General features: G+C 65.3%; 7 protein-coding genes. 2 read left to right on the top strand and 5 right to left on the bottom strand.

From position 1 onward, the window contains the following. Positions 1-144: 144 nt before the first annotated feature. From QW887_RS24345 to QW887_RS24325, 5 genes are all read right to left on the bottom strand, one after another. A complete protein-coding gene (locus QW887_RS24345) occupies positions 145-888 on the bottom strand; it encodes a hypothetical protein (protein WP_316195152.1) in 744 nt (247 codons plus the stop codon). An 11-nt stretch (positions 889-899) separates the two neighbouring features. Next, on the bottom strand, positions 900-2,120 hold the full coding sequence (locus QW887_RS24340) for a restriction endonuclease subunit S (protein WP_316195150.1): 1,221 nt from the start codon (positions 2,118-2,120) through the stop codon (positions 900-902). A 122-nt stretch (positions 2,121-2,242) separates the two neighbouring features. Next, complete coding sequence (locus tag QW887_RS24335; protein ID WP_316195149.1) at positions 2,243-3,727, bottom strand: N-6 DNA methylase; 1,485 nt, start codon at positions 3,725-3,727, stop codon at positions 2,243-2,245. A 12-nt stretch (positions 3,728-3,739) separates the two neighbouring features. Then, entirely contained in the window at positions 3,740-7,120 is a 3,381-nt protein-coding gene (gene hsdR / locus QW887_RS24330) for a type I restriction-modification system endonuclease (RefSeq protein ID WP_316195148.1), read from the bottom strand. Positions 7,121-7,841: 721 nt separating this feature from the next. After that, a complete protein-coding gene (locus QW887_RS24325; protein WP_315750746.1) occupies positions 7,842-8,648 on the bottom strand; it encodes an N-acyl homoserine lactonase family protein in 807 nt (268 codons plus the stop codon). A 351-nt stretch (positions 8,649-8,999) separates the two neighbouring features. On the opposite strand from QW887_RS24325, the gene QW887_RS24320 reads away from it, so the two are divergent. Together QW887_RS24320 and QW887_RS24315 are read left to right on the top strand one after the other, a co-directional pair. After that, complete coding sequence (locus QW887_RS24320; RefSeq protein ID WP_316195170.1) at positions 9,000-10,544, top strand: caspase family protein; 1,545 nt, start codon at positions 9,000-9,002, stop codon at positions 10,542-10,544. A gap of 130 nt (positions 10,545-10,674) precedes the next feature. Next, entirely contained in the window at positions 10,675-11,352 is a 678-nt protein-coding gene (locus QW887_RS24315) for an OmpA family protein (RefSeq protein ID WP_315750748.1), read from the top strand. The last annotated feature ends 41 nt before the right edge of the window (positions 11,353-11,393 follow it).

The raw sequence follows: 11,393 nt of genomic DNA, 5'->3' as shown, positions 1-11,393 counted from the left end.
CACGGCGTCTAGCGCCAAGGACCCAACGGCTTCCCGCCCACCATCATCATGGCAGACTTTCCAGACACAGGGACCCAAAACCCCAGGGAGCTGATTGAGGCAGGCTCCACGACAACTCGCCTGCTTCGACCGCCGCGGAACCTTTCAGGAGCCGAAAAGCAGCATCGCCGCACGGTCCCAAGGCAGGAACGACCGCGCCACCGCTGCGCGCGTTTGCTTGGCTGGTCCGGCTTGACGAAGTTTCGAGATCGTCTGCCGGATGAGCTGAGGATCCTCTCCGGCCGCCTCGTTGAGCCAAACGATCATGTGGCCGTTGTTCAGCCGCTGGTAAACGGCGCGTGCATCTACTTCCCAATCGGCGCGACCGTAGTCGCCCGGGCCATCGTACCCCTTCAGCCAGGCGATCCAATGATCCTGGTGAGTCTCGTAGCTTCCCTTCGACAGCTTGTCTGATTGCGGCATCGTTGCGGGCAGTGTTCTGACCGCGCGAAGCAGCTCGGAGATTCGGTACGACCGCAGCCTAAACAGCAGCCACGCAACCTGTTCCCACGGCAGGATTTGCCGGGCGATCTTCGCGAGCATTTGGGGATGATCGGCGCCGGCTCGGATTGCACGCAGCGCCCGCTCGATCAGCTCCCGGTCGACGCCAGCTGCTTCGTTCAGCCAGACGATGGCGGGGCCGCTGTTGAGGTGCTGATAGACGAAGCGGGCGTCACGGTCCCAGTCCGAGCGATTATAATAACCAGGCCCGCGATAGCCATCGAGCCAGCCGAGCCAGCTGTCCTGAAAGTCACGGTCGGTGCTCGCGAACTGGCGGTTCGTCTGCCGCGCGGTTTCTTTTAGATTCTCGACGGCCCTGCGAAGCCTTCGGATCGAATAGGAGCGCATGGCAGGCTTCTTCAAGTCTTGGCAAGACGGGAGGCCGCAGCGCGGCGACTACGCGGCTGTCGAGGCTCTTTGTTAGCCGCCGCGCGCTGCGCGCGGATGCGCTCCAGCAGGACGCTGGCCGGCTCGTCGTTCGGGTCCTGCGGCACCAGCTCGCCCTTGAACGCCTTGGTCAGGATCGCCGCCTCCAGCCGGTCGAGTAGCGCGCGTGCCCGCGCCGCCTCGGCTTCGAGGCGGTCGGCGCGGGCATTCGCTGATCGAATAGCAGAGATGATGGACCGTTGCGCCTCCAACGTGGCCGAGGGGATCGACAGACCCTTCAATTGTTCTGCGTTGATGTTATTCACGCCGCTCGTGGACCGAGCCAAGGCTTCAATCAGCTGCCTTGCTTGAGGTGATGCGAGATATGCGTGCAGATAATCTGGCAAGAGCTTCGACTCATCCAACCGCAAACGTATGAGGTATCCCGCGTACAGCATGCCCGCCGCTCCATCATCGACCACGGCCGACCTTCCCACCAAGTCTCGGCTTCCGTTGGATCGGATGATGAGCACATCTCCTCGTCGTAGCGAGAGTTTCGCAAGCTCGTCGTCTTCGAATTCTGCGCGCTTGAGGTCTTCTAGACTTATCCTTCCGTTTGCAACGTTCGGGATGCGGAGGACGGGAACACCGTTTCCGTAGTCGCATTTTTTGGCGGTGCCATAGCGAACATCCTCAAGCGCAGAGCCGAGCTTAAATGATTGCTGAGTGAAAGGCGAAAATGCGCTAGCATAAACTGCGCCGCGGGCCTTCTCCGCAAGAGCTGCAGTACGATCCAGCTCCGCCCGTGCGCGGGCCAATCGCGCGAACAGCGCATCCAGCTTGGCGACGATGCGGCGCTGTTCGGCCAGAGGAGGCACTGGGATCACAAGTTGCTCGATCATCCCTTTGGTAAGGGCCTGGCGTGTGAAACCGTAATTCTCTTCGAGAATCCATCTCTGCATCCCAGGCGAAGCTAAGAATCTTTCGAAGTAGGAAGGGAGCAGCTCCCGTGCCAGTCGAATTATGCAGACGTGCTGATTGACGCGAGCTCCAGACATGAATTCCGGAGCCAAACAAACCCGACCTATGGACGCTCCGGTGATGTTGAGAAGTACATCGTTTGCCTGAACGGTGACGCCGGCAAGCGCTTGCGCTTGTGCTTCGTTCAAATACGCGATGCCATCCGGCTCGAAGCCGCCGAAGTGCACATTCATTGATCGGATGAGTGGAACGCCGCTACTGGCGTAGCTTGCCTGCCCGCCCGTTGGAGTCGCGCCACTGCCAATCTTAGTTGATAGCAATCCTAGTTCAGCGGATGTCCATCCAGTCCGCAAATTCACTCTGCCGCCTCCTCAACTAAGTCAGCGAGCGCAGTCTCCGCACCAAGCTCCTCGACCAGCGCCCGGACCTCCTCCAGCGCCGCCGTCAGATGTCCCTCGATCGCGGCCGCGATGTCCTCCGGCGCTTCGAGCCCGTCTTCCGGATCGTCGCTCGTGTCCTTGAGCCATGTGATATCGAGATTGTTAGCCCGCGCCGCGATATCTTCGCGGGTGAAGCGGCGGAAGCGGCCTTCCTCGCCCTGGTCGGTCCGCACGCTGCGTCCACGAGGATCATCACCAAACGCAGCGACGAAGCCATCGAAATCTTCGAGTTTCAGCGGATTGGTCTTGCCATAGGCCGGCGCGCCCGAGCGCATGTCGTAGATCCACACCGCCTCCGTGGCATCCTGCGCCGGCGCTTCCTCCTCGCTGCGTGTGAAGAACAGCACGTTGGTCTTGACGCCTTGCGCATAGAAGATACCGGTCGGCAGCCGCAGGATGGTGTGCAGGTCGCACCAGTTCATCAGCCGTTGCCGGAGCTGTTTGCCCTTGCCGTCGTCGAACAGCACGTTATCCGGCACGACGACGGCGGCGCGGCCGCCGAGCTTGAGCGCGCGGATACAGTGCTCCACGAAGGGGAGCTGATAGGACGAGACGCGATCGGTGATGGTGAGGTCATCGCGGGTCGGCGGGCCGCCGGCGGGGCCGAACGGCGGATTGGTCAGGATCAGGTCGGCGTTCTTGAACTCCGCCTTTGCCCCGCTTGGCGACAGCGTGTCGGCGAGATCGAGATGGTTCGTGATGATCTGATGCAGATGCAGATTCATCAGTAGCAAGCGAAACGTATCCTGCACGTTCTCGATACCGCGCAACGCAGAATGGAGCTGAAATTCCTGTTCTTTCGACTCGAGCCGAAAATAGCCGTCCGTCCCGGCCTTCATGAACTGATTGGCCGCGATCAGGAACCCACCTGTGCCGGCAGCCGGGTCTTGGATCACCTCGCCCGTTTGGGGGCGCATCAGGCGAACCATCACCTCGATCAGCACGCGTGGTGTAAAATACTGCCCGGCGCCGCGCTTGGTTTCCTCGGCCATCTTCTGCAGCAGGCCTTCATAGGTATCGCCGAAGGCATCACGCTCGGCGCTGAACCAGTGCAGGCCGTCGATGGCGTCGATCAGCCGTCGTAGGTTCACCGGCTCGCGAATGATCGTCGCGGCGTTCTGGAAGATCGCGACCACGGACCGGTCGGCGATCTTGGTGCCGTCGCCGAGATCGATCAGCGCCTGGCGGTAGCGTTGCAGCACCTCGGTCTCCGGCACCGACTTCAGCGCGCCCCAGCGATATTGCTCCGGGATGCGGCTCTCGTCCTTCTGCTCCGAGGCCATCTTCAGGAACAGGAGATAGGTCAGCTCGGTGACGTATTGCTGGTATGTGACGCCGTCCTTGCGCAGCATCGCGCACAGGCGCCACAGCTTGTTGACGAGATCGGTCGCTGGATTCATGGCTTTTCCATCTCAGGCGACGTGGTGGTCCCAGATCGCGCCATTGAGGTCCTTGAGGATGTCACCTAGCCCGTGATCGAACGCCTGATCAATCACTTCGAAGCCACCATGCTGTGCAAACAGCGGATCGGCGAGGAGGGCGGGGTCGCCGACAGGCTGGGCCTTCAGCGCACGGCCGATCCGCTCCAGCCAGCGCCTTTGCGTCGCTGTCCAGGGCCGGCTGGCGAGAATGCGCTGAACGCCGTTTTCGACGCGGGTGGCGTAGGGCACCAGGGGATCGCCGAGCGCGGCCTGGCGCACGAAGCCGATGATGTGGGCGGCGATGTCGGCGTTGCGCGCCCGGCCATAGGCCTGGCGCAGATTGGCTTCGGAGAAGCCGTTGGCGTCGAGCAGGACGGCGAGTTCCTTCAGCTCCTTGCGGGTCAGCTCGCGCGGCTTCTGGGTTGCGGCGATCAGCGCCGGCGCCACGTTCATGTTGGCCTTCACGAAGGTCTCGAAACTCTCGATATAGTCGGCCGGGCTGGCGCGGCCGCCGAAATCGTCCTCGACGCTGACCAGCTCGTCCGGATGCTCGGAAATGTAAGTGCCGTCGCGCGGGCGGTTCGGGCTGGAATTGTCGAGAATTCCGGCGAGCAGCGGGTGCTGCCTGAACAGCGCCAGCGTCTCGCCCGGCGGCGCGTCGCGCAGCCGGTCGGGCAGCGCGGCCAGCGGGCCGAGCACGGTCTCGAGGGTCTCTCGTTCAGGGCCTTCGATGTATTTCAGGCGCTGGCGCAGCTTGACGACGATCTGGTCGCGCACTAAGGCGCGGTCCTCGTCGGTCGCCGCGCGTTCGAGATCGCCGAGCAGGGTCGCAAACGACAGCGCCGGGTTGACCACCACCGGCCGCATGTCGCTGACCTCCTGGAGGTTGGCGTAGATGTCGACCGCGTCGAAGATGCGAAAGTACTCCTTGCCGATCTCGTCGCAGCGCCGCGTGGCGCGGCCGATCATCTGGTCGTAGAGGATGCGGCTGTTGACGCGGCGGACGAACACGAGATTGGTGATGGCGGGCACGTCGATGCCGGTGGTCAGAAGGTCCACTGTGACGACGTATTTCGGCCGGGGATCGTTCTTGAACGCCTTGATGCGGTCCAGCGGCTTGTCGATGCGTCCGGTGATCTTCTCGACCAGATCATGCGGCTGCGGGCCGTATTCCTCGGTCAGTGCATCCTGAAGCGCCTTGACCAGCGTGTCGGCGTGATCGTCACGGCTGGCGAAGATCAGCGTCTTGCCGCGCTCGCTCGGCGGACATTCGCGGGCGATCGCGTCGGCGACAGCCCGGTTGAAGGGGCGGGTCAGCACCTTCTTGTTGAATTCGGCGACCTCGAAATCGACCTGGTCGTCGAGGTTGAACAGATCGATCTGGCCGGTGCGGGGATCGATGATGTTGACGTCCTCGCCGGCCTCGAAGCTGATGCCGGTCTGGCTCAGTGCCGTGGTGATGCGGCGTGGCGGCCGGTGGTCGATCAGGTAGCCGTCGATGACGGCCTGCCGGTAGCCGTAGTGGAACACGGCCGCGCCGAAGATTTCACGGGTGTGCAGCGCCGGCGTCGCCGTGAGCGCGATCTTGGTGGCGTCGAAATAGTCGAGCACGCGGCGATAGGCGGAGAGATAGTCCTCGAGATTGCGGAAGCCGAGATCGTCCTCGCGTAGCTCGGCATCGAGCGTATAGCCGCGATGCGCCTCGTCGACGATGATGAGGTCATAGGTGCCGGGCGTCGGCCTGGTGACGTCGGGGTCGTCGAAGACGCGGCGGATCATGGCCTGCACGGTGGCGACCTGGACACGGTCGGTGGCCTCGGGGAATTTCTTGGTGAGATCGGCGACCGGGAATACCTGGTCGAACTTCAGGAAGCCCGCGGTGTCGGTCGTGCTCATCGCATCCAGCGTCTGGCGCCCGAGCGCATTGCGGTCGACCAGGAACAGGATGCGGCGGAAGCGCTGGCGGCGCAGCAACTCGTACATCAGGGCGATGGCGAGCCGGGTCTTGCCGGTGCCCGTCGCCATCGCCAGCAGGATGTTCTTCTGGCCCGCGGCGATGGCGGTCTCCACCGCCGTGATAGCATCTGTCTGATACGGCCGCAGGCCGGTGACGCCGAGCTCGCGCTCGGCCAGCGCATCGAAATCCTCGGTCTGCTCCAGCCGTTCGGTGAGGTCGCGCGGCGCGAACCATTCGGGCAGCGCGCGCGGATTGCCGCCGGTCGGCCGCGCATCCCAGAACCAGATCCCGGACTTGGTCTCGAACTGCTTCACATAGGGCCGGCCGTTGGTGACGAACAGGAACGGCACGCGGAAGCGGTCGAGCTCCTGCAGCCACGGACTGCCCGGAAGGGTCTCGTCCGGCGTCAAGCGGATGTCGCGGGCGTAGCGCTTGGCCTGGCCGAGCCGGCCGGGCACGTCGGCGATGCCGCGCTTGGCCTCGATCACGCCGACGCAGCGGCCGTCGATGAACAGCGCGTAGTCGACCGGGCCGCTGTCGGTCGGCCATTCCGCAATGGCGATCTTCTGGCCTGGTTGCGGGCGCGTCCCCGCGGAATGTCGCAGCGTGGGTGTGTCGACGGTCCAGCCGGCGGCGCGAAGCTGCTCGTCGATCAAGAGGCGCGTGGTCGCCTCGTCGAGTTCGACCTGTTGCGCCTGCCGGTTGGCGAGCTGCGCCAGCAGGTCGAGCTGTTGCGGCGGCGCCGTCTCCGCCGCGGCCTGCGCCGCCTTCAGTGCCGCCTCGGTCTTGCGCAGGCCGGCCTCGGTCTCGGCGGCGTAGGTCTCCCAGAATTCCTTGTCCTGCCGGATCGCCTCGGCCTGGGACAGCGCCTTCACGCGCGCCTCCTCGGCATCGCGCAACGCCAGCCGCGCCTTGGCCGCCTCGTCGGAGCTGGCGCCGACCTGCTTGCGCAGCTCGTCCAGCTCGGCCCTGAGCGCCGCGGTGGCATCGACCGGCGGCCGCGGCGGCACGAATGGGCCGGCCTTGAAGCTGGGCTTGCCGCCATAGCTCTGGTGGAACCAGATCGCGGCGCTGCGTGCGATCTTCAGCGCAAACAGCGCATTGGCCGGCGTGCCGATATCCTCATGGACGGCCTCGTTGCCGAGCCGCTTCAGGTTGAACAGGAGATCGGCGATCTCGCGCGGCAGGATCGCGCGCAGCCGCAAGGTGCGCAGCACCTCGTCGAAGCTGACATTGCTGGAGGGCAGGAGGCCGTGGCGGGCGGCGACCTCCTTGGCGAGGAATTCGGCGAGCTGCCGCAGCTTGATCAGGGTGGAGGGGGCGTCATCGACGAAATAGCGTTCAGCGAGCGCGCCGAGCCTGGCCAGCCGCTCGTCCTGGCCGCTCAGAAAATCGAAATTGCTGGATGCCCCCATCGCGCCCAAATCGTCTCATCGAAAATACCGCTCAATCCTTGGTCGCAAAAGACGAATTTGTCTAGCCGGTTCAAGCTGATTTGCCCTGTCCAGATGTTCGGTAAAAAAGAAATCTCTTGCGCCGTCGGGCAAATCAGGTGGAGATTTACGCCCGTCCCGCCTCATTGAAGAGGGGCGCTTTCGCGAACGTCACGACGCGTTGAGGTGGGATGCGATGGCCGCGGCGGGGCGCAGCGTGAGAGCACGCGGACGTACGCCATGCTGCGGACGGTGAAGTCGCAGGGTCCTGGCCTCCCGACGCTGAGGTCCGCGCGGCGCGCGTGATGCGCGCGTCGTCGCCACGGTGACAAACAAGCCGGTCACCGAGGAGACTGCGTATAAATCGTAAAGCCATCGCGCAGGGAGGGCCGGGTCATTCCGGCTGTACCTGTGGTTCTGCCGCCTGCATTTTTTCTCGCAGGCGGACCGCAGGCCTCAGCCGAGGCCTGGCTCTCCCTGCGCCCTCTGTTCAGAAGAGGGTGTCTCGATGAGTAAAGCTCGGACGCGAAACGCGCCGCGAGACCGAAGTGTCATGTTCGCGCGGCGCTTCGTCGATTCAGGTGTCATCACCCGCTCCGGGCTAAACATCGAGCCGGGCGATGACGGTGGAGAAAATCAGCACCGCCTCGGGATGGCGGAAACGACGCTCATTCCTGTCACGTCACTTGGTCCTGCCGCGCCGCTATCTCGCAAACGACCGCGACGGCGCCACATGCAGTGCGTAGGCATCGGCCGCCTCGCTCACGCGCGGATAGAGTTCGGTCACCAGCGGATCGTGGCCCGGAATGAATCGATCCGGATGCCCGGCGAGGCGCTCGATGATCTCCCAGCCCTGGATCATGTCGCCGATGTTGAGCACGATCGGAAACGGGCTGCGGCGCTGCAGGTTGGCGTAGTAATGCGCGGCGTCGGAGGCGAGCACGACCGGGCCGCGCGCGGTGTCGACGCGCACCACCTGCAGCCCGTCGGAATGGCCGCCGACCCGGTGCACGGTGACGCCCGGCGCGACCTCACCGTCGCCGTTGTGGAAGGTGACGCGCTCGCCATAGACGTGGCGCACCATCGTGGTGACGTGCTCGACCGTGAACGGGTAGCGCAGCATGCCGTTGCACATGCAGCGTCCGGTCGCATACGCCATCTCGCGCTCCTGCAGGTGAAAGCGCGCGTTCGGGAAGCGGTCGAGATTGCCGGCGTGATCGTAGTGCAGATGGGTCACGATGATGTCGCGGATGTCGGCCGCCGCGACGCCGAAGGAAGCGAGCGCATCGATCGGATCGCGCGTCAGGGTGCGATGGCGGATCTCGGCCTCCGCGGCGTTGAAGCCGGTGTCGACCAGGATGTCGCGCCCGTCACGGCGGATCAGCCACACGAAATAGTCGAGGTCCTGCGCCGTGCTGTCGTGCGGATCGGGCTGCAGGAAGTTCATGTGCGGCGTGCGCGGCGACATCGTCGCGTAGCGCAGCGCGTAGATCTCGGCGGCGTTCCCCATGATGGCCTTCTCGTTGGTTGGGCGCGGCAACCATCGAGCCATCGGCACGGATCGAGGTCAATCGCATCGAGGTCAATCGCGGTGCTCGTCGAACCGGACGCTGCGCTGCCGCGACACAGCGTGAGGCATCTCACATTTCAAGCCATTGGGATCGTTGCATGGTCCGCTCGTGTCATGGCCCGCAGCTCGCAAGAGGCTCCTGCGGGCGGTCGCCGCCTCAGACGATTCGTCAACCTCTGCAAGCGGTTGACGTGCCGTCACGGCGATTTGATAATGCCTGACGCGTGGGATATGGTCGCCGCGGCGCAAGCTGGACGGCGCCTGATTGCTGACCGCTGGACCGCCATCGTGATGACTTTCCGCCTGCTGTTGCCGCTCGGCCTGATGTTCTCCGTCGCGTTTTCGGCCGTTGTCTCCGGGCCCGCGCACGCGGCCGGCGACCGCTTCGCCCTGGTGATCGGCAATGCGAAATATCCGGATGCCGAGGCGCCGCTCAAGGAACCGGTCAACGATGCCCGCGATCTCACCGACGAGTTGAAGCGCGACGGTTTCAGCGTCGAGACGCTGGAAAATGCCGGCGGCGACGCGATGCGCCGCGGCCTCGATCGGCTCTATGGCAAGATCAAGCCGGGCTCGGTGGCGCTGCTGTTCTTCTCCGGCTACGGCATCCAGTCGAGCCGACAGAGCTACATGATCCCGGTCGATGCGCAGATCTGGCAGGAGGCCGACGTGCGGCGCGACGGCATCGGCCTCGAGCAGGTGCTGCAGGAGATCAACAGCCGCGGCGCCGGCGTGAAGATCGCGCTGCTCGATGCTTCCCGGCGCAATCCCTATGAGCGCAGGTTCCGCACCGCCTCGGCCGGCCTCGCGCCGGTCATCGCACCGAGCGGTACTTTGGTGATGTACTCGGCGGCGCTGTCCGCTGTCGTGACGGATGGCGGGCGCGATCGCAGCCTGTTCGTGCAGGAGCTCCTGAAGGAGATCCGCGTTCCCGACCTCACCGCCGAGGAGACGCTGAACCGCACCCGCGTCGGCGTCACCCGCGCCTCGCGCAGCGAGCAGGTGCCGTGGATCTCGTCGTCGTTGGCGGAGGACTTCTCCTTCGTGCCGGGCAATGGCGGCGTCAGGCCGCCGCCGGCCGAGAGCAATGCCGCGCCGGCGCCTGCACCTGTACCTGTACCTGCGCCAACCCCGACGCAGGTCGTGGTGGCGCCGCCGGTGCCGTCGCCGCTGCCGCCGGCTCCGCCCGCGCCGCAGCCGACGCCGGTGCAGAAGGTGGACACCCCGTCGCCCGCGCCGGTTGCTCCGGCGCCGCCGGCGCCCGCGCCATCTCCCGTGATCGCGAACGTCGCGCCCGCTGCGCCCGCGGCCCCAGCAGCGCCCGCGCAGGATCCGTTCGCCGACGATCCGACGATCAAGAGCCTGAGCGCCAAGATCGCGGCCAATCCGGAGGATGCTGGCGCGCTGTACCGGCGCGGCCAGGTGTATGCGAGCAAGGGCGCCTACGCGCAGGCGATCCGCGATTTCGACGACACCATCCGGATCAATCCGAAGGACGTCGAGGCGCTCAACAACCGCTGCTGGGCGCGCACCGTCGTCGGCGAGCTGCAACCTGCGCTGCGCGACTGCAACGAGGCGCTGCGGCTGCGGCCGAATTTCGTGGACGCGCTCGACAGCCGCGGGCTGGTCAACCTCAAGAGCGGCGCGGTCAAGAACGCCATCGCCGATTTCGATGCGGCGCTGAAGATCAACCCGCGGCTGACGTCGTCATTGTACGGCCGCGGTCTCGCCAAACAGCGTAACGGCGCCGCGCAGGAGGGCGCGCTCGACATCGCCAACGCCAAGGCGATGGACCCCAACATCGTCCGCGAGTTCGAAGCCTACGGCGTGCGCTGATTTGTTGCGCGCGTCGGCCGGCCGGCTCGAACCATGCGGCAGGCCGGACCGACATAACAGCGAACAGCCGGGTGTCGCGCCGGGCGCGGCGGAGACCGGGACGATCAGTTCGCGTGAGGAGGGATTGGCAATGACCGCACCGAAAACGAATTCGACGATGACCGCCGGCCTGACGGCTCTCCTGGCCGCGACGGTCCTGAGCGCGGCCGCGTCGCTGAGCGCGATGCCGGCCTTCGCCGCCGATGATGTCAGTGAGGATCAGATCGTCCGCGCCCTGGCCGGGCCGAAGAGGCCGCTGACCCGGGGACTGTCGATGTCGCCGCCGTCGGAGGCCACACCCGCGGTCGCGCCGGAGCAGGACAAGTTCCTGCAGAGCATTCGCGGCCGTTCGACGCGGTCGCTGTCCACTGCCGAGCGCGAGGAGATCGCGGCGGTCGCCAAGACCAAGCCGAACATCGACCTCGAGATCACCTTCGACTACAACTCCGCCAACATCAGCCAGAAGTCGCTGCCGTCGGTGCAGGCGCTCGGCCGGGCGCTGACCAACGCCGAGCTGAAAGGGTCGACCTTCGTCGTCGCCGGTCATACCGATGCCGCCGGTGGCGAGGCCTACAATCAGGATCTCTCCGAGCGCCGCGCCGATTCGATCAAGCGCTATCTGGTCGAGAAGTTCGGCATCGCCGGCGCCGACCTGGTGACGGTGGGCTATGGCAAGAGCAAGCTGAAGGATCCGAGCCAGCCGCTGGCCGAGGTGAATCGCCGCGTTCAGGTCGTCAACATGCAGAGCAAGACGGCGGCGGCCAAGTAGCGCCGCGTCCATCGAGCGCCGTCGGAGGTCGCGTGGCCGGA

Source organism: Bradyrhizobium sp. SZCCHNRI3052 (genome assembly GCF_032484895.1).
Lineage (GTDB): Bacteria > Pseudomonadota > Alphaproteobacteria > Rhizobiales > Xanthobacteraceae > Bradyrhizobium.
This window is presented reverse-complemented; position numbering and strand designations above follow the sequence as displayed.

Excerpts from the sequence above, each read along its gene's own strand:
- QW887_RS24325 (WP_315750746.1), bottom strand. The coding sequence starts at position 8,648 with ATGGGGAACGCCGCCGAGATCTACGCGCTGCGCTACGCGACGATGTCG.
- QW887_RS24315 (WP_315750748.1), top strand. The coding sequence starts at position 10,675 with ATGACCGCACCGAAAACGAATTCGACGATGACCGCCGGCCTGACGGCT.
- hsdR (WP_316195148.1), bottom strand. The coding sequence starts at position 7,120 with ATGGGGGCATCCAGCAATTTCGATTTTCTGAGCGGCCAGGACGAGCGG.
- QW887_RS24335 (WP_316195149.1), bottom strand. The coding sequence starts at position 3,727 with ATGAATCCAGCGACCGATCTCGTCAACAAGCTGTGGCGCCTGTGCGCG.
- QW887_RS24340 (WP_316195150.1), bottom strand. The coding sequence starts at position 2,120 with ATGAATGTGCACTTCGGCGGCTTCGAGCCGGATGGCATCGCGTATTTG.
- QW887_RS24345 (WP_316195152.1), bottom strand. The coding sequence starts at position 888 with ATGCGCTCCTATTCGATCCGAAGGCTTCGCAGGGCCGTCGAGAATCTA.
- QW887_RS24320 (WP_316195170.1), top strand. The coding sequence starts at position 9,000 with ATGACTTTCCGCCTGCTGTTGCCGCTCGGCCTGATGTTCTCCGTCGCG.